At 65.8% G+C, this 17941-nt stretch carries 20 protein-coding genes and 1 other RNA gene; 11 read left to right on the plus strand and 10 right to left on the minus strand.

Going from position 1 to position 17941, the window contains the following annotated elements; genetic code table 11:
* Nucleotides 1–132 precede the first annotated feature (132 nt).
* Entirely contained in the window at nucleotides 133–1065 is a 933-nt protein-coding gene (locus tag ACM61V_RS07645) for a hypothetical protein (protein ID WP_212742202.1), read from the plus strand.
* Nucleotides 1066–1071: 6 nt separating this feature from the next.
* Here the strand turns inward: ACM61V_RS07645 and ruvC are convergent, their stop codons facing one another.
* Together ruvC and ACM61V_RS07655 are read right to left on the minus strand one after the other, a co-directional pair.
* Nucleotides 1072–1560 carry a crossover junction endodeoxyribonuclease RuvC gene (gene ruvC, locus ACM61V_RS07650; protein WP_137787360.1) on the minus strand — a complete coding sequence of 163 codons (489 nt, stop codon included), beginning with the start codon at nucleotides 1558–1560 and terminating at the stop codon, nucleotides 1072–1074.
* A 10-nt stretch (nucleotides 1561–1570) separates the two neighbouring features.
* Complete coding sequence (locus ACM61V_RS07655; RefSeq protein WP_137787359.1) at nucleotides 1571–2317, minus strand: YebC/PmpR family DNA-binding transcriptional regulator; 747 nt, start codon at nucleotides 2315–2317, stop codon at nucleotides 1571–1573.
* 103 nt (nucleotides 2318–2420) lie between these two features.
* On the opposite strand from ACM61V_RS07655, the gene pdxH reads away from it, so the two are divergent.
* Genes pdxH through ACM61V_RS07670 form a run of 3 tightly spaced genes read left to right on the plus strand, consistent with a single transcriptional unit; the run spans nucleotide 2421 to nucleotide 4758 of the window.
* On the plus strand, nucleotides 2421–3002 hold the full coding sequence (pdxH, locus tag ACM61V_RS07660) for a pyridoxamine 5'-phosphate oxidase (protein ID WP_249341600.1): 582 nt from the start codon (nucleotides 2421–2423) through the stop codon (nucleotides 3000–3002).
* Complete coding sequence (locus ACM61V_RS07665) at nucleotides 2999–3946, plus strand: cation diffusion facilitator family transporter (protein ID WP_249341599.1); 948 nt, start codon at nucleotides 2999–3001, stop codon at nucleotides 3944–3946. Before pdxH ends, ACM61V_RS07665 begins: the two co-directional genes overlap by 4 nt.
* Nucleotides 3947–3960: 14 nt before the next feature.
* Nucleotides 3961–4758 carry a PhzF family phenazine biosynthesis protein gene (locus tag ACM61V_RS07670; protein ID WP_137787357.1) on the plus strand — a complete coding sequence of 266 codons (798 nt, stop codon included), beginning with the start codon at nucleotides 3961–3963 and terminating at the stop codon, nucleotides 4756–4758.
* Nucleotides 4759–4765: 7 nt separating this feature from the next.
* Here ACM61V_RS07670 and ACM61V_RS07675 read toward each other — a convergent pair whose 3' ends face one another.
* On the minus strand, nucleotides 4766–5137 hold the full coding sequence (locus ACM61V_RS07675) for a hypothetical protein (protein WP_137787356.1): 372 nt from the start codon (nucleotides 5135–5137) through the stop codon (nucleotides 4766–4768).
* Complete coding sequence (locus tag ACM61V_RS07680; RefSeq protein WP_349290325.1) at nucleotides 5134–5826, minus strand: EI24 domain-containing protein; 693 nt, start codon at nucleotides 5824–5826, stop codon at nucleotides 5134–5136. The genes ACM61V_RS07675 and ACM61V_RS07680 overlap by 4 nt, the downstream gene beginning before the upstream one ends.
* Nucleotides 5827–5897: 71 nt before the next feature.
* On the opposite strand from ACM61V_RS07680, the gene ACM61V_RS07685 reads away from it, so the two are divergent.
* From ACM61V_RS07685 to ACM61V_RS07695, 3 genes are read left to right on the plus strand one after another with little or no spacing between them, the layout of a single operon-like run.
* Nucleotides 5898–6896, plus strand: coding sequence for an adenosine kinase (locus ACM61V_RS07685; RefSeq protein WP_137787355.1), 999 nt, complete (start codon nucleotides 5898–5900; stop codon nucleotides 6894–6896).
* Complete coding sequence (gene hrpB, locus ACM61V_RS07690; protein ID WP_137787354.1) at nucleotides 6889–9357, plus strand: ATP-dependent helicase HrpB; 2469 nt, start codon at nucleotides 6889–6891, stop codon at nucleotides 9355–9357. Before ACM61V_RS07685 ends, hrpB begins: the two co-directional genes overlap by 8 nt.
* A gap of 9 nt (nucleotides 9358–9366) precedes the next feature.
* Nucleotides 9367–9648, plus strand: coding sequence for an ETC complex I subunit (locus ACM61V_RS07695; protein WP_137787353.1), 282 nt, complete (start codon nucleotides 9367–9369; stop codon nucleotides 9646–9648).
* Between the two features lie 27 nt (nucleotides 9649–9675).
* Here ACM61V_RS07695 and ACM61V_RS07700 read toward each other — a convergent pair whose 3' ends face one another.
* The 4 genes from ACM61V_RS07700 to ACM61V_RS07715 are packed head-to-tail and all read right to left on the minus strand — an operon-like array spanning nucleotide 9676 to nucleotide 12335.
* A complete protein-coding gene (locus tag ACM61V_RS07700) occupies nucleotides 9676–10185 on the minus strand; it encodes an NUDIX hydrolase (protein WP_137787352.1) in 510 nt (169 codons plus the stop codon).
* Nucleotides 10182–10850, minus strand: a complete 669-nt coding sequence (locus ACM61V_RS07705; protein ID WP_137787351.1) for a TPM domain-containing protein — start codon at nucleotides 10848–10850, stop codon at nucleotides 10182–10184. The genes ACM61V_RS07700 and ACM61V_RS07705 overlap by 4 nt, the downstream gene beginning before the upstream one ends.
* A complete protein-coding gene (locus ACM61V_RS07710; protein WP_137787424.1) occupies nucleotides 10850–11737 on the minus strand; it encodes a TPM domain-containing protein in 888 nt (295 codons plus the stop codon). The genes ACM61V_RS07705 and ACM61V_RS07710 overlap by 1 nt, the downstream gene beginning before the upstream one ends.
* A 4-nt stretch (nucleotides 11738–11741) precedes the next feature.
* Nucleotides 11742–12335, minus strand: a complete 594-nt coding sequence (locus tag ACM61V_RS07715) for a LemA family protein (protein WP_137787350.1) — start codon at nucleotides 12333–12335, stop codon at nucleotides 11742–11744.
* 108 nt (nucleotides 12336–12443) lie between these two features.
* On the opposite strand from ACM61V_RS07715, the gene mscL reads away from it, so the two are divergent.
* A complete protein-coding gene (gene mscL / locus ACM61V_RS07720; protein WP_137787349.1) occupies nucleotides 12444–12875 on the plus strand; it encodes a large conductance mechanosensitive channel protein MscL in 432 nt (143 codons plus the stop codon).
* Nucleotides 12876–12917: 42 nt separating this feature from the next.
* Here mscL and ACM61V_RS07725 read toward each other — a convergent pair whose 3' ends face one another.
* Nucleotides 12918–13349 (minus strand): RrF2 family transcriptional regulator, encoded by a 432-nt coding sequence (locus tag ACM61V_RS07725; RefSeq protein ID WP_137787348.1) that lies wholly within the window; start codon nucleotides 13347–13349, stop codon nucleotides 12918–12920.
* A gap of 42 nt (nucleotides 13350–13391) precedes the next feature.
* Between ACM61V_RS07725 and ssrA the strand changes: the two genes are divergently transcribed.
* From ssrA to ACM61V_RS07740, 3 genes are all read left to right on the plus strand, one after another.
* Nucleotides 13392–13779, plus strand: a transfer-messenger RNA (tmRNA) gene (gene ssrA / locus ACM61V_RS07730).
* Nucleotides 13780–13870: 91 nt separating this feature from the next.
* Nucleotides 13871–14974 (plus strand): NAD(P)-dependent alcohol dehydrogenase, encoded by a 1104-nt coding sequence (locus ACM61V_RS07735; RefSeq protein ID WP_137787347.1) that lies wholly within the window; start codon nucleotides 13871–13873, stop codon nucleotides 14972–14974.
* A gap of 43 nt (nucleotides 14975–15017) precedes the next feature.
* The gene (locus tag ACM61V_RS07740; protein WP_137787346.1) at nucleotides 15018–16445 is read left to right on the plus strand and encodes an aldehyde dehydrogenase family protein; all 1428 of its coding nucleotides are present in this window, start codon (nucleotides 15018–15020) and stop codon (nucleotides 16443–16445) included.
* Between the two features lie 73 nt (nucleotides 16446–16518).
* On the opposite strand, the gene ACM61V_RS07745 is transcribed toward ACM61V_RS07740, so the two are convergent.
* On the minus strand, nucleotides 16519–17862 hold the full coding sequence (locus ACM61V_RS07745; protein ID WP_137787345.1) for an oxygenase MpaB family protein: 1344 nt from the start codon (nucleotides 17860–17862) through the stop codon (nucleotides 16519–16521).
* Nucleotides 17863–17941 lie beyond the last annotated feature (79 nt).

The following is a 17941-nucleotide window of genomic DNA, read 5'->3' on the forward strand; positions in this document are numbered from 1 at the left end:
GGCCGCGGACATAATCGGAACGAACGGGCGGCGGAAGCGTCTTTGGGAGACATACGCCGGCAACAGGCGTCAGCGACGGTTCACATTGCCGGCGATAAAGCGTTTGTCCCCTATATCGATAAGGCTGGTCCCATGGCTATCAAGTGGCGTGTAACGGGATTGCGGGTAATGACGGGGGTCGTCGCGGTCGCGACCCCGCTGGCAGCCGTTTCGGCGCAGAATTACCCGCCGCCGCAGGGTTATCCCCCGTCACAGGACTATCCTTCACAGCAGGGCTATCCCTCGGCACAGGATTATCCGCCACAACCGGCCTATCCCTCGTCGCAAAACTACCCTTCGCAACAGGGCTACCCGTCGCAGCAAGGCTACCCTTCGCAGCCGGGATATCCCTCGCAGCAGGCTTACCCGCCAGTTGCGAACGGCCAATATTATGATCCGCAGGCGCCCGGCTACGATCAGGCACCCGCCTATGACAGCTACGTCAATACCGCGCCGCCGGGTTACGACGGATCGCGCCCGCCCCCGCCACCGCCCGGCTATCAGGCCGATCCCGCCTACGCCCAGCAACTGGAGCAGGATCGCCATTACGAAGCTTATGCCGAGGATTGGGCGCAGCGTTATTGCGTGCGATCGGGCAACAATGCCGGCACCGGCGCCGTGATCGGCGGATTGCTCGGTGCATTGCTCGGATCGAGCGTCGCCGGGCGTCACGATCGGGGCGCCGGGCTGGTGGTGGGTGGCATCGCCGGCGCGGCTGGCGGCGCGGCGGTGGGCAGTGCGAGCGGCAACGCCACCAGCCCGGGATGCCCGCCAGGCTATGTCGTGCGCGGCGGCGCGCCGGCCTTTTATTATGAGGGCTATGGCGAGCCTTATTATTATGCCGCGCCGGCCTGGTATCGGCCATGGGTGTTTGTCGACCAGCGCTGGGTCTATCGGCCGTATCCGTATCGGACGTTCTACTATAGCCATTTCGGTTATGGGCGGCCGGGCTATGGCAGGCCGGGCTATGGCCGCCCCGGTTATCGCTATCATGGCGGATGGAGATATCGCGACCGCCGCTACTGATCGCGGTCAGGCGATCCCCGCGCGCCGCCCGGCCAGGTGATGCGCGTGGGTGATCGCCACCGCCAGCGCGTCGGCAGCGTCCGCGCCCTCGATTTTCACGCCGGGCAGCAGCCGCGAGACCATGGCGTGCACCTGCGCCTTTTCGGCGTTGCCCACGCCTACCACCGCTTTCTTGACCAGCCGCGCGGCATATTCGCCCGGCTCGATCCCGGCGCGCGCCACGCCGAGCAGGATCACGCCGCGCGCCTGCCCAAGCTTCAGCGTCGACTGCGGATTGCTGTTGACGAACACCTCCTCGACGGCCGCGGCATGTGGCGCGTGATCGGCGAGCAGCGCGGCGAGCATGGTGTCGAGATGGGCAAGCCGCCGCGCGAGCGGCTCGCCGGTATCGGTCTTGAACCGGCCGTTGGCGAGATGCGACAGACGGTTCCCCTCCGCCCGGATCACGCCCCAGCCGGTGGTGCCGAGGCCCGGGTCCAGGCCGAGGATAATCATCGCGCCGGGCTCACTGGCCCAGCTTTTCCATGACCTCGTCGGAAACCTCGTAATTGCCCCACACCTGCTGAACGTCGTCGTCGTCGTCCAGCGTGTCGATCAGCTTGAACAGCGTAGCCGCGTCGCCTTCGTCAACCTGCACGCTGGTCTGCGGGCGCCAGGCGAGCTTCGCCCCCTCGAACTCGCCGAGCACCGGTTCCAGCGCGCGGGCCACTTCGTGAAGATCGGCCTGCGCCGTCCAGATCTCATGTCCGTCCTCGCTGGACTGCACATCCTCCGCGCCCGCCTCCAGCGCCGCCTCGAACACCTTTTCCGCATCGCCGACGCTTGCCGGGTAGGTGATGAGGCCCATGCGATCGAACCCGTGGCTCACCGAGCCGGACGCGCCGAGGTTTCCGCCGTTCTTGCTCACCGCCGTGCGCACGTTGGTCGCGGTGCGGTTGCGGTTGTCGGTCAGCGCCTCGATGATGAGGCTCACGCCGCCGGGGCCGAAGCCCTCGTAGCGCACTTCCTCGTAATTCTCGCCGTCACCCCGGCTCGCCTTGTCGATCGCGCGGGCGATGTTGTCCTTCGGCATCGACGCCGCCTTGGCCGCGTTGACGGCGGCGCGCAGGCGCGGGTTCATGTCCGGGTCGGGCGTGCCCATCTTCGCCGCGACGGTGATTTCACGGCTCAGCTTGGAAAATGCCGCAGAGCGCTTCTTATCCTGCGCGCCCTTGCGGTGCATGATGTTCTTGAACTTTGAATGGCCTGCCATGTGGACTCCGCAAATCTCCTGGCGCTCCCTCTAGGCGCGTGGGCGAGCGCGCTCAAGACGCGCGCGATGGCGCTTGGCGAGGCGCCGCGCTATGGGATCGCGCATGAGCGACGATCCTTTCGAGCTGTTCGATGCCTGGTATGCCGAAGCGCGGGCGACCGAGCCGAACGATTCCAATGCCATGGCGCTGGCGACGGCGGATGCCCGGGCGCGCCCGACGGTGCGGATGGTGCTGCTGAAGGGGCATGGCCCCGATGGCTTCGTGTTCTACACCAATCGCGAGGGGCGCAAGGCCGCCGATCTCGCCGCCAATCCACAGGCGGCACTGCTGTTTCACTGGAAATCGCTGCGCCGCCAGATCCGCATCGAAGGCCCGGTGTCGGTAGCGAGCGATGCGGAGAGCGATGCCTATTTCGCGACGCGCAGTCGCGATTCGCAACTCGGCGCCTGGGCATCCGATCAATCCCGCCCGCTCGACAGCCGCGCGACCTTCGAGGCGAGGTTCGAGGAGATGCGCGCGCGCTTCGACGGCAGGGACGTGCCCCGACCCGCTTACTGGGGCGGCTATCGCGTCACGCCGGAGCGAATCGAATTCTGGCAGGATCGCGCGCACCGGCTGCATGAACGCCGCCTGTTCCTGCCGGATGGGGCCGGCGGCTGGCGTGAAGGATTGCTCTACCCGTGACTGGTGAAGAACGCCGCCGCGTCATCCCGCTTGCCATGCGCGCCGCGCTGGCGAGCGTGGCGATGGCGTCATCACTGCTGCTGCTGAAGGCGTTCGGCGCGTGGCAGACGGGCTCGGTGGCGATGCTCGGCTCGCTTGCGGATACCGCGCTCGATCTGCTCGCGAGCCTCGTCACCCTGTACGGCGTCAAGCTCGCCGCCGAGCCGGCCGATCACGATCACCGCTTTGGCCATGGCAAGGCAGAGGCGCTCGCCGCGCTGTTTCAGGTCGCGCTCATTGCCGCATCGGCCGCCGCGATCGCCTGGCGCGCGGTGCTGGCGCTGCGCGATCCGCAGCCGACGCACGACGCCGGGCTGGGAATCACCGTCTCCGCGATCGCGATCGCCGCCACGCTGGTGCTGCTGTGGTATCAACGCACGATCATCCGCCGCACCGGATCGATCGCGATCCTCGCGGATAATCTGCATTATCAGTCCGATGCGTTGCTCAACGGGTCCGTGATCGTCGCGTTGGCGCTCGATCAGTTCGTGGGGCTGAGCTGGGCGGATCCCGTGTTCGGCATCGTCATCGCGGCGTGGCTGGCCTGGGGGGCGTTTCAGGCGTCAAGCCAGGCCATCGATCAGCTCATGGACAAGGAATGGCCGGAAGATCAGCGCGCCGCCTTTATCGAGGTCGCCGCGCGCCAGCCGGGGATTCGCGGAATCCACGATTTCCGCACCCGGCGTTCCGGCAGCCTCGATTTCGCGCAATTCCACATGGAGGTGGCGCGGGAAATCACGGTCGCCGACGCGCACACGATCGTGGAGAATGTCGAGCGGCGGCTGCGCGATGCGTTTCCGAAGGTTGAGGTGTTGATCCACCTCGATCCGGAGGGGCATGTCGATACCGATAATCCGCTGGTCGAGGCGGATGTGACGCCGCACTGGTTCGGCAAGCGCGTTTGAATGGAGCGGTATTGATGAGATTGGGTTTCGCACAGATCGATGCCTTTGCCAGCACGCCGTTCGCGGGCAATCCGGCGGCGGTGATGCCGCTCGCCGCGTGGCTTGACGATGCGACGCTGCAGGCGATCGCCGCCGAAAACAACCTGTCCGAAACCGCCTTTCTCATTCCCGATTCCAGCGGAGAGGCGGATTTCGAATTGCGCTGGTTCACCCCCGTTGCCGAAGTCGCGCTGTGCGGCCACGCGACGCTGGCGAGCGGGCATTTCGTGCTCTCGGCGGAGGATGCGCGGCAACGCGTGCGCTTCCGCACGCGCAAAGCCGGTGTGCTGGAGGTCGAGCGCGACGGGGCTGGCTATCAGATGGCGCTGCCGGCCTGGGCGCCGGCGGCGAAGCCCTTGCCCTCGGTGATTGCCGCGCTCGGGCTGGACGATGCGGTCGAAACCCTTTGGCACGAAAGCCGCTATGCGCTGGTTGTCCTCAGCGATGCCGATGCCGTCCGCGCGCTGGAGCCGGACTTTCGCGCGCTGGCGAAGGAGGGCGACACGCTCACGATCGTCACCGCCCCGGGCGACGACAGCGACATCATCAGCCGCGCCTTCGCGCCGGGCGCGGGGATCGACGAGGATCCGGTCACCGGCTCCGCCCACGCCGTGATGGTGCCCTATTGGGCGAAGCGGCTGGGCCGCGACACGTTCAGCGCATATCAGGCCAGCGCGCGCGGCGGTCGCCTGTCATGCCGGCTCGCGGGCGATCGCGTGATGCTGGGCGGCGATTGCGTCACCGTGGTCGAGGGCACGTTTCTGCTGGCATAGCCGGTGCCTAGCGTACGCCCTCGCGCCGGGTGAGCGCCGCGACGCAGCTCGCGCGGTCGATCGAACTGCCGTCAGGCTCGCGCGCATCGATATAGGTGACGCGCGGTTCCTGGTTTCCGCGCGGATAAAGATACGCATCGAGCACGCAGATCCGGCTCTGGAACTGAAGCTTGCGCGCCGTCCCTTCCTGAACGTCGGCGTCGGGCTTGCCGAACAGCTTGACGAGCGCGGCGCTGTCCTGCCCGATAACGCGCTCCAGCCCGGTCGAACTGTACGGCACGGCCACGGCCGACGCGCCGGACCCCGGCGGGTTGGCGCCGGTCGTGGCGCAGCCCGCGAGCAACCCAGCCGTCGCCAAAATGCCAAGCCCGCGCGTCATTGTCGTCCCCGATGAAACAGATGTGTCGCCATCGCCGCGCCCAGCACCGGCGCGAGAATGTTGAGCAGCGGAACCACGAACAGCCCGGTCGCGGCAAGGCCAAGCAGCAGGCGCTGGCCCCCGTTCGTCCGGCGCCACGCGCGCATCGCCGCATCGTCCATGTGTCGCGCCGCCACCATATCGCCGAGATCGCGTCCGAGCAGCCAGCCGTTGACGATGAAGAACAGCGCCGCGGTGCCGATGCCGGTGAACAGCAGCACGCCATAGAGCGGCAGCAGCAGAAGGTTCACCATCAGGAATCGCCCGGCGGACCGCAGCCCCATCAGCGCGGCGCGATGCATCGCCACCGGGCGTGCGGCGGCACGTGCGGCAGGATAATGCTTCGCCTCCACCGCTTCCACCACATCGTCCGCGAACAGCCCGACCACGGCCACCGCGATCGCGCGGAACAGGAACCAGAAGGCGAGCACCAGCGCGACGATGGTCGCAGCCGATGCCAGCTCGTCATGCCACTCGGATCGGGCGAGCGCCTGTTCCACGCCCCACCACACGCCGAGGCCCAGCAGCAGGAACAGCGCAATGGTCGCCAACAGGCTCTTGCCCAGCACCCGCAGGATGCGCGGATCGCCCAATTGCGACAGCGAAAGGGATAGCGCGCGGAACATCTGTAGCAGGAGATGCGCGGTCACGGGCGGTTGCGCAAGGCGGGCGCTCTCACTACGGCGCTCGCCAGCTTTCCATTCGTTTGGGGTTTCCATACTTGACCCAGCCTACCTACGCGGTCGTCGCGATCGGCAATGCGATCGTCGACATTCTCGCCCCCGCCGCCGATGATTTCATTGCCGGCAACGGCATGACGAAGGGCGCGATGCAGCTCGTCTTCTCGCCCGAGGACGCTGACGCGCTTTATGCCAAGATGGGGCCGGGGCAGGAGATGTCGGGCGGCTCGGCGGCCAACACGATCGCGGGCATCGCGTCGCTCGGCGGCAAGTGCGGCTTCATCGGGCAGGTCGCGGACGATCAGCTCGGCCAGGTCTTCGCGCACGATATCCGCGCCGCCGGCATCCGTTTCGACACCGCGACGCGCCCCGGCCAGCCGACCACCGGCCGCTGCCTGATCTTCGTGACGCCGGATGGGCAGCGCACGATGAACACCTTCCTGGGCGCCTCGCATTATCTTCCGGCGGAGGCGCTGGATCGCGATCTGATCGCGGATGCGCAATATCTCTATCTCGAGGGCTATCTGTGGGATCCGGAGGAGCCGCGCGCCGCGATGCGCGCCGCGATCGACGTTGCCCGCGCGGCGGGGCGCAAGGTCGCCTTCACGCTTTCGGCCGAATTCGTGATCGAGCGCCATCGCGGCGCGTTCCACGATCTGATCGATCACGGCCTGATCGACGTATTGTTCGCGAACGAGGCTGAAATCATGTGCCTCACCGAAACGGCCGATGTCGATGCCGCGATCGCGACGTTGCAGGCGAAGGTGCCGCTGCTCGTCGTGACGCTGAGCGAAAAGGGCGCGATGGCGATAGCCGGGGACGAGCGCGTTCTGGTCGCCGCCGCGCCGGTCGAGAAAGTGGTGGATACCACGGGCGCCGGCGATCTGTTCGCGGCCGGCTTCCTGCATGCGCAGGCCGAAGGGCGCGGCGTAGCCGAATCGCTCAGGCTCGGCGCGGCATGCGCGGCGGAGATCATCAGCCATTTCGGCGCGCGGCCGCAGGTGGACCTGAAGAAGCTGGCGGCGGAGACGCTTGGCTGACGATCTGCCCATCCACGCCGTTTTGCCCGATCTGCTCGCCACGTTGCGCGAGCGATCGGGAGCGGTGCTGGTCGCGCCGCCGGGTGCGGGCAAGACCACCGCGGTCGCCCCCGCGCTGATCGCGGAGGATTGGTGCGCGGGGGAGGTGCTGCTCCTGTCGCCCCGCCGGCTTGCCGCGCGCGCGGCGGCGGAGCGGATGGCGGCGCTGGCGGGCGAGCCGGTGGGGCGCACGTTCGGCTATGCCACTCGGCTCGATACGAAGCGCTCGGCGGCGACGCGGGTCACGGTGGTGACGGAGGGGATCTTCGTCGCGCGCATCCAGAACGACCCGGAACTGGATGGTATTTCCGCCGTGCTGTTCGACGAGGTGCACGAGCGAAGCCTCGATGGAGATTTCGGCCTGGCGCTCGCTATCGACGCGCAGGCTGGATTACGGCCCGATCTGCGGCTGGTGGCGATGTCCGCCACGCTCGATGGCGCGCGCTTCGCCAGGCTGCTGGGCGACGCGCCGGTGATCGAGAGCGCGGGACGAAGCTGGCCGCTCGAGCTGCGTTATCTCGGGCGTGGCGGCGATGCGCGGATCGAGGATGCGGTGGCCGGCGCCGTGCGTCTGGCGCTGCGCGAAACGGCGGACGGGGTGCTGGCGTTCCTCCCGGGCGTGGCGGAGATCGAGCGCACCGCCGAGCGGCTGGAGGGCATCCCCGGCGTCACCCTTCACAAGCTTCACGGCGCCCTCGATCCCGCCGCGCAGCGCGCCGCGATCCGGGCCGAGCCGGATGGCGCACGCAAGCTCGTGCTCGCCACCTCGATCGCCGAAACCAGCCTCACGCTGGATGGGATCGGCGTGGTCGTCGATTCGGGGCTGGCGCGTCGCCCGCGCTATGACCGCGCGGCGGGGATGACGCGGCTGGTCACGGAACGCGCCAGCCAGGCTGCGGTCATCCAGCGTGCCGGTCGCGCGGCGCGGCAGCGTCCGGGCATCGCCTATCGCCTGTGGGAGGAAGCGGCAACTGCTGGCCTGCCGCGTTTCGACCCGCCCGAGATGCTGGAGGCCGATCTTTCCGCGCTGGTGCTTGCCGCCGCGATCTGGGGCGTCGCCGATCCGCGCGATCTGGCGTGGATCGATCCCCCACCCGAGGCAGCCGTGGCTGAGGCACGTGCGCGGCTTGCCATGCTCGACGCGATCGATGCCGATGGGCGCCCGACCGTGCACGGCCGCGCCATCGCGTCGCTGCCGATGCCCCCGCGGCTCGCGCACATGCTGGTGCGTGCGGCCGGGATGGGGCTTGCAGCGACGGCTGCCGATGTGGCTGTGCTGCTGGGCGAGCGCGGGCTGGGCGGGAATGACGCCGATCTGGAACTCAGGTTGCGGCGCTGGCGCGGGGATCGATCGCGCAAGGCCGAAGCGGCGCGCAGCCTCGCCGCCCGCTGGGCGCGGCTGGTCGGCGGCAGTCAGGCGCCTTTTGTCGAGGTTGCGAGCCTTGGGGAGGGGCAGCGTGTCGCTACCTGCATCGCGCTCGCCTTCCCGGATCGGGTGGCGCGCCGGCGCGATGCCTCGGGGGAGCGCTGGGCCTCGGTCGGCGGGCGTGGCTTCAGGCTCGATCCGACCGCGCCGCTCGCCCGCAATGAATGGCTGGCGGTCGCCGAGACGCAGGGGATGGCGGCCGGCGCGCGCATCCTGTCAGCGGCGGCGGTCGATGCCGAGACGGTCGAGGCGCTGTTCGCCGCGCGGATCGAGACGCGCCATATTGCCGAGTTCGACGCCGCGACCGGGGCCGTGCGGCCGCTGCGTGAGCGCCGCCTGGGCGCCATTCGGCTGGCGAGCGGGCCCGACTCGAACGCCTCGCCAGCGCTGATCGCCGCGGCGCTGGTGGAGGGCGTGCGCCGCCATGGTCTGCACCTGCTGCCATGGGGCGATGGCGCGCGCGCGTTCCGCGTACGCGCTGGCTATGCGGGCGTCCCCCTCGACGATGCGACCCTGCTCGACCGGCTCGACGAATGGCTGCCCCCGCTCGTGGAGGGGCAGCGCCGGCTCGCCGCTACTACCTCAGCCACCCTAACACACGCTCTCCGCAATATGCTGGGGTGGGACGATCTTCAGCGTATCGACCGCGTCGCCCCGGCGTATTTCACCAGCCCTGCGGGCACATCGCACGCGATCGATTATGGCGCAGAGGGCGGCCCGCGCGTCGAGCTTCGCGTGCAGGCGTTGTTCGGGCTGGCCGAGCATCCGGTGGTGGGGGAGGGGCGCGTGCCGCTTGTCCTGTCCCTCACCTCGCCCGCGGGGCGCCCGATCCAGATGACGCGGGATCTTCCCGGTTTCTGGGCCGGAAGCTGGGCGGCTGTGGCGAAGGAGATGCGAGGACGCTATCCGCGCCATCCGTGGCCCAACGATCCCGCCAGCGCCAGCGCGACACTGCGCACGAAAAATGCCGATGCAAGGCGCGGCCAAACGGGTTAAGGGGCACCTATGCCTACCGCTCGCATCTATCAGCGCCCGAAGAACGCCATGCAATCGGGGAAGTATCGCACCGACAATTGGGTGCTTGAGTTCGAACCGGCCGAGGCCAAGCAGCCCGATCCGCTCACCGGCTGGGCGGGCAGCGGCGATACCCGTGACCAAGTGCGGATCATGTTCCCGTCGAGCGAGGCGGCGATCGCCCATGCCAAGCGCGAGGGGCTGGCCTTCACCGTCATTCCGGCGCCGCAACGCAAGCTCAAGCTGCAGGCTTACGCGGACAATTTCCGCTGATTGTCGCCCGGCGCGATACCCGCCAAGCTATATGATCGTATCGGCGAGCAGCAGTAGCATCTTTACGTCGATCGCCACGCCTTCGTCGCGCTTGCTCGCGACGAAGGCGGCAATCTTTTCGCGCGGCACGAGATGGACGATGATATTCTCGTCACCATCGCCGCCGCCATCGCCCATTCTAACCAGATCATGCGCGCACACCAGCATGAAGCCCTCGCTGACCATTCCCGGCGAGGAATAGAAGACGCCAAGCGGCTCGACGCGGCCGGCCCTATAGCCGGTTTCTTCTTCCAGTTCGCGGATGGCGGCCGGAGCTATATCCTCGCCCGGATTCTCGTCGCCCACCAGCCCCGCAGGCAGTTCGAGACAGTTGCGTCCCAGCGGCACGCGATATTGTTCGACGAGAATCACTTCACCATTGGCCGTGATCGCCAGGATCACCGCCGCGCCGATGCCTCTCGTGCGAGAGGCATATTCCCATTTGCCGTCTTTCATCATGCGGATGAAACGGCCCTCCCAAACGGCTTCGGCGGTCATAGGAGGATGAGGCGATCCGGAAGCTCGTTGGTGTCGCCGGGCGTGCGCGGGAAATGCTCGCCCAGCACGAGCCCGATCTGGCTGACCGCCGCGACCATGCCGTCTGCTGGATGGCCTTTGCGCAGCGGACCGACTAGCGCCGCCATCGCAGCGCCCCATGTGCTGTCCGGCACGCGATCGTGAATCGCCGCATCGGCGATGATCTCCGCGCGATGCTCGTCAAGGCTGAGATACAGCAGGACGCCGGTCGAGCCTATGGTGCGCTTCTCGGCGGCTGCACGGAACACCGCCAGTGCGCGCGCACGGACCCGGCGCGCCTTGGTTGCACCCGGTGTCAGCGCCAGCCGCAGCGGGCGCCATGCGAAGAGCAGGCGTGCGGTGAGAAACGTAATCACGGCGACGAACAGCGTGATGGTCACCGCCGCGCGAATGGATACTACGGGCGCCCACGGATCGGTCAGCAGGTGGATTTGTTCGATGATCTGCGGGAATGTGGCTAGAAGCGCCACCATCAGCAGCATCACGAGCAGCGTCCAGTGCAGCGCGACGTCGTGATAGGCATCGGAGGCGCGGGCGACGACCGTTACGATCTCACCATCGGTGCTTGCCTCCGCCGCCGTCACGGCCGCCGTTACGCGATCGCGATCCTCAGCTGTCATCTGCATCACCAGCCCCCCGAAGCGCCACCGCCGCCGCTCGATCCACCACCGCCGCCACCAAAGCCGCCGCCACCAAAGCCGCCGCCGCCCCAACCGCCGCCGCCACCCCAGCCGCCCCCACCACCGCCGCGCATCATCTCGCTTGCGATCGACCAAAGGACGATCGGCAGCGCTCCGGATCCATCGCCGCCATAGCGCTGTCCACGCCCGCTCCGTCGCACGAAGGAGAGCAGCACGAACAGCAGCACCATGCCCCAGAAGATGAGGCCGATCGGCACACCTTTGCTGCCGGATCGCTGCGCGCGATGCGTCTGGTCGAACTGTTTCACCGCCGCATCGAGCCGCGCCTTAGCCTCCTCGGGTGAGGCGCGAAGCTGAGTGATGATCGCATCAGTCCCCGCCACAACGCCACCGGGCATGTCGCCGGCTTTGAAACGTGGCAGCACATCGCTGTTGATGATGACGCTGGACAAAGCGTCGGTCAGGAAGGGTTCCAGTCCGTAGCCCACCTCGATACGCAACTTGCGCTCGTTGGGGGCAATGACGAACAGCGCGCCGTTATTGACGTCTTTCAGCCCGATACCCCAGGCACGAAACAGTTTGTTGCTATACTCCTCGATCGGATAGCCTTGCAGGTCTTTGACCGTGACGACGACGACTTGGCGCTTCGTATCACGCTGCAACGCATCGAGTTTCTGCGAGAGATCAGCTTGCACGGCCGCTGGCAAAATCCCTGCATCGTCCACCACGAAACCGGTGAACTTCGGGAAAGTTTGCGCGGCTGCCGGCATCGACAGCGTCGCGAGCAGCGTTGCCGCCAGCGCTAATAGCAGCTGGATCCAAGGGCAGACGCCGGCCCGGGTGTGGCGGGCAGTAAGGCCGGCGCGCGTCATCACGTCAGCTTCCGAAATTGACCTTGGGCGCGGTGTCGGCTCCCGGTGTGGTTGCGGCGAAAGGCACCATCGGCTTGGCGCCATAGAATATCTTCGCGCCAATCGCGTTGGGGAAGGTGCGGATCGTGGTGTTGTACTGCTGCACCGCCGAGTTGTAATCGTTGCGGGCGATAGTGATGCGATTCTCAGTGCCTTCGAGCTGGCTCATCAGCGTCGTATAATTGCCCTGACTCTTCAATTCGGGATACGCTTCCTGAAGGCGCTGGAGCGACATGGTCAACCCCGCCTGCGCGGTTTGATAACGCTGGACGGCGGCGGGATCGGTGAGCTGGTCGCCCGATAGCTTTACCTGACTCGCCGATGCGCGCGCCTGCGTCACCTCGACGAGAATGTCCTTCTCCTGCGCGCCGGCTGCCTTCACCGTCGAAACGAGATTGGGGATGAGATCGGCGCGGCGCTGATATTGATTCTGCACATCGGCCCAGCGCGCCTTGGCGTTTTCCTCCGCCGTTGGGATCGTGTTGATCCCGCATGCGCCAAGCGTCAACGCGAGGCCGGCAACAGCGAGCGAGCGCGGGGCAAACGAACGAGACGTCATCGGCGGGGTTCCTCCTGGTTCTGTCCTAGGCATATAGGACACTTGTCGCGCTTGGCGAAGAGGCAATCGTGTGGTTAATCTGCCTCCCCGCAACAGGAGTGTCGGCCCATGTTCAGTGAATTCAAGGCGTTCATCGCGCGCGGCAATGTGCTCGATCTCGCGGTGGCGGTGATTATCGGTGCGGCGTTCGGCAAGATCGTGACCTCGCTGACCGAGGACGTCATCATGCCGGTGATCGGCAAGGTTTTCGGTGGTCTCGATTTTTCCAGTTACTTCGTTGTGCTCGGCGCGGTGCCCGAAAAACTGCAGGGATCATCCGATTATGCCGCACTGAAAAAGGCTGGCGTCCCGCTTCTGGGCTATGGCCAGTTCGTTACCCAAGCGGTCAATTTTCTCATTATCGCCTTCATCATCTTCTTGATCGTGCGCGCCGTTAATCGTGTCGTGCCGCGCCCCGAAGCAGCGCCAGCCGCCGATCCGGCCGATGTGGTTTTGCTGCGCGAGATCCGCGACGAGCTGCGCGCACGACGCGGCGCGTGAACAGATGTTGCCGTCCCGGCCGCGGCCGGGCGGCGACAGGCGTTACGCGGCGGCCAGATCCTCGGCGGTGGCATCGGCAAGGCTGGTGCCGTCCAGAATACGCGCGGTTTCGTCGCGGACGCGCATCATCGCGTGGCGGATCGCGCAGTCAGCCTCGCTCTTGCAATCCTTGCACGGGCGATAGGCGGTGCGGCTGACGCAGGGTACGAGCGCGAGCGGCCCTTCGATCACGCGGATGATTTCACCAAGCGATATCATATGGCTTGATCGCGCGAGCTGATAACCACCCATCTTGCCGCGATGGCTGATGAGGAAACCTGCATCGCGTAGGTCGGCCAGGATAAGCTCAAGGAACTTGCGCGGTACATTCGCCCCCGCAGCGATGCGATTCATCGGGATCGGTGGGCTGGCGGCCGGAGCTTCGGCCAGGAATAGCATCGCGCGGAGCGCGTAGCGGGAACGCTGCGTCAACATGATATTCTATTCTATGTACCTGCATTATGGCGAGCAAAAGGCGGGCTTTCAGTTTTCGTCCGGCGCGCCTATATCGGGGATGCTCGCGGGGCTTGCCCCACGGCTATGGCGATAAACGCCGGTGAATAATAGACGCAGCGGACCCGGGGGCAGTACCCGGCGGCTCCACCACCAACCGTCCTGCCGGGCGGATGATGACGGGGCCGAACCAGGATCGACGTGTGTTGAAAGGCACTGGCTTTTGCTCGGAATGGGACCACCGTGACGGCCCATACACAAGTGCCAACGATAACGAAGCACTCGCGATTGCCGCGTAACTGACGGCCTAACGGCCTAAGGTTACTCGAACAAAAGCGCGGTTGGGCCGCACCGGGCAACAGAAGCGGATTCCAGCGGTACGGGGAGCACCGGGCAACAGAAGCTCCCCACTTCCCTTCGAATCCGTCGACTTCCCCGCAATGACCTTGCGTTCGGGTGCGCGATGCGGCGATGCTGCGTCAAAATCGATGTCAGGAGGAAGGATGACGACCTGTACCGCCGCCGTCGCACACGGCCCCCACACGGATTTCGTGCTTGAAGAGGTGAGCATCGACGGGCCGCGGGCGGGCGAGGTGCTGGTGAAGATCGCTGGTGTTGGCCTGTGCCACACCGATCTCGTCTTCCGCGACCAAGTGCCCTACGCCTTTCCGGCAATATTCGGCCATGAGGGCGCCGGGACGGTCGAGCAGATTGGCGAGGGTGTCGAAGGGTTGGCCCCGGGCGATACCGTCATCGTCGGCTTTTCCAGTTGCGGCATTTGCCCACGCTGCGAAGAGAATCTGCCCAGTTACTGCCGCAGCTTCGTCCCCTTGAACTATGCGGGAATGCGCCTGGAGGACGGATCGACGGCTTATGCCTCGGGCGGCGATCGGGTCTCGTCGCACTTCTTCGGCCAGTCGAGCTTTGCGACCCGGGCGATCACCCGCGCGCGCAACGTGGTTAAAGTGGAAAGCGATGCGCCGCTCGCGATCCTCGGCACATTGGCGTGCGGGTTCCAGACAGGGGCGGGGGCGATCATGCGCACCTTCAACTGTCCGGCCGGATCGAGCCTGGTGGTGTTCGGGGGCGGCCCGGTCGGGCTCGCAGCCGTGATGGCGGCGAAGATTCGTGGCTGCGCGCCGATCGTGCTGGTCGAGCCGGTCGCTGCGCGGCGCGAACTCGCCCGTGAATTGGGCGCGACACACGTCATCGATCCGGGCGCGGGCGATCTGGTAGCCGCGATCCGCGCGATCATGCCCGATGGCGTGGATTTTGCGTTCGACACTACCGGCGTTGTGAGCGTGATCGAGGCTGGGCTCGCCGTGCTGGGCAGCCACGGCGCGCTCGGGCTGGTGGGCGTGCCGAAGGACATGAACGCCGCGATCACGGTCAATATCGGTGCACTGATGACGCCGGGCCATCGCATCATCGGCATAATCGAGGGCGACAGCGACCAGCAGACTTTCATTCTGGAGTTGCTGGCGCATCACGCTGCCGGCCGTTTTCCTTTCGATCGACTGATCACAACGTTCCCCCTCTCGGAGATCAACGCGGCGGTCGCGGCGCAGGCGCGGGGGGAATGCATCAAGGTGGTATTGTTGCCGTAACATATGTTACGTACGGTTGATAAAGAGACTCAGGAGAGACGGCGTGAACTTCGACCACGATTATCGCATGCTGATCGACGGCAAGCTGGAGAGGGGATCAGCGACGTTCGAGGTCGTCAATCCTGCGACTGAGGAGGTGCTCGCCACCGCGCCCGATGCAACGCGCGAGGATTTGGATCGGGCAATCGATGCCGCGCGTCGTGCGTTTTCCGGCTGGGCTGCCACTCCGATTGCGGAACGCAGGGCGAAACTCACCGCCCTCGGTCAGGCGGTTCTTGCACAGGTCGATCCGCTTATGCGCCTGCTCACCAAGGAACAGGGAAAGCCCCATGCCGAGGCGCAGGGCGAGATCATGGGCGCCGGCTATTGGCTGCTGGGCGCGGCCGGGCTCGATCTGCCGGTTACGGTGAACGAGGATTCCGATGAGCGGTACAGCGAGACGCGGCATGTCCCGCTCGGCGTCGTCGGCGCGATCGCACCCTGGAATTTCCCGATGGTTCTGGCGATGTTCAAGATCGGGCCGGCGTTGCTCGCTGGGAATACGATGGTGCTGAAACCGTCGCCCTTCACGCCGCTTACCACGCTGAAGTTCGGGGAGCTGGCAGCGGAAATTCTTCCGCCCGGGGTGCTCAACATCGTTACCGGCGGCGACGATCTAGGGCCGTGGATAACCTCGCACCCGGGCTTCGACAAGATCAGTTTCACCGGCTCGACCGCCACCGGCAGACGGGTGATGCAGTCCGCCGCGCCGACGCTGAAGCGCGTCACGCTGGAACTGGGTGGCAACGACGCCGCGATCGTGATGCCGGATGTGGATGTTGCGAAGGTGGCCGAGGAACTGTTCTGGGCAGCGTTCCGGAACAACGGCCAGATCTGCATCGCAACCAAGCGCATGTATGTCCACAAGGACATTTATGAGCCGCTTCGCGACGCACTGGTTGCCTATGCGAAGACCGTGAAGGTCGGCGATGGCGCGGAGCAGGGAACGCAGATCGGCCCGCTGAACAACAGGCAGCAATATCAGCGCGTGCTTGATCTGATCCAGGACGCGAAAGACAACGGCTATGAGTTTCTGGTCGGCGGCGACAAGGCTGACGTGCCGGGCTACTTCATCCCCGTCACGATCCTCGACAATCCGCCGGAGGATGCGCGCATCGTTCAGGAGGAACAGTTCGGTCCTGTCCTCCCGCTGCTGAAGTTCGACGATTATGAAGATGTAATCGCCCGCGCGAATGCGACCGAATATGGCCTCGGCGGATCGGTGTGGGGCCATGACGAGGACAAGGCGCTCGAGATCGCCCAGCGGATCGCGAGCGGCACCGTCTGGGTCAACGAGACCCAGCATCTTTCGCCGACCGCGGCGTTCGGCGGCATGAAGCAGTCAGGCGTCGGTGTGGAGGGCGGCGTCGAGGGGCTGCTTGAATATACCAATGCACAGACGGTCGTGCGCAGGAAGCGCGCAACGGCCTGATAAACCGGCCCGCCCATTTCTGCCGGTTCAAGCGGCGGGCGGGCCGCCAGTCCCGTATATTTGACGATATGCTTTACGCCGCCGCTAGTGACGTCGGTGACGACCTGTAACGTGCGGCGTCCGTAGTGAATTCGGCATGGCCATAGCTGGCGAGTTGCGCCTTGATCTTCGCGACGAGCCGGCGATCCGCCAAGTCGCGCAACCAGGGTATCCGCTCGGCGACGCCATAAAGGCGCAGGCGAGCGTAGATGAAAATGCCCGCGAGCGCTGCCAACATGGTATCCCACGCCGTCAGGTACACGCCGATTGTTGCAGCCTTCGCTTTATCGCCGGCCATGAAATTCTTGACGAAGAACAGTTTTGCGAAAGCGCGCTCGAAGCGATCGTGGATGCGTGCGCGACGCGAGCCGTCCGCGCGCAGATCTGCGGCCATCGTCGCGCGGAGCAATTCGCCGCAAGTGGCATCATCATAGCCTGCGCGCAACGTGCCACTGCGAGCGTTCATCAGGTCGACGATGCCTTGCGGCGTATCGGCGAGCAGTTCCTCGGGCAGCCCGAGCAGGAAACAGCGGTAACGCGCCAGTTCAACTTGCGCACGTTCTGCGGGAGTAAATTGCTCGCGCCCCTCTTCCTGCATCTTGTACGACAGCAGGAATATCGAAATCAGCCCGGCGGGCATCTGATCGACCTGCGGGATCGGGAAGCCATAGATGCTCCAGTCCCAATCCGCCGGGCGGCGCAGCACATTCGCGCGCACCATTGAATGCATCAATCGCACCATCGCCGCTGATTTGAAGCCGGGGCCGAAGCGTTCGAGCGCGCCGGGCAACACCGACGTGCTGAAGAAAGTCGCGGTCTCTTTCACGCGCTTTCCGGCCGTCTCGCTCGACAGCGTATTGGTGATCGCCATCGGCAGCGCAGCATATTTGTTCATGAAGGTCGCGATGAACGCGCCACGAATCACGAACGGGCTTAGATTGGCGGCCGCATTGCGATCGATCCGCGCACCTTCCTCCACCAGTCTCATGTCCAGCCAGTCGGGGATACGCTCCATCGCGCGGATGAAATCGACCAGTTCGGGTGGCGCATCCGGCACGTTTTCGACCCCGTCGTCGCAGGCGCGGGTCAGCATATCGACCAGGTGACGGAAGCCATATTCGCGCATCAGCGCGGCATATGCATCCGCGACGCCATCGCCCATCATCGTGTAAGCGCGCATGAATTCGATGCGATCCGGGTCGGCCAGCAGCCTGTCGCGTTCAGCCGCGTATTTGCCGGTGAGCAATGTGGCGTCGCCCGGCGATCCCGCGAACCGCTCCGGGAGCGTGCGGAAATCCACCCTGCCATACAGGGCGGGCACGTGCGCGCGTTGTGATTCAACTTTGGCCCAGAGGGTATCGAGCGCCTCACGTGTCATGACCGGCCATCCTCTCTCGACGTTCTTGGTCACAAGATATATATCATCTGATATATTTTCAAGCGTGGTGATCAGGTTC

It is taken from the genome of Sphingomonas sp. TX0543 (genome assembly GCF_048565505.1).
GTDB lineage: Bacteria > Pseudomonadota > Alphaproteobacteria > Sphingomonadales > Sphingomonadaceae > Sphingomonas.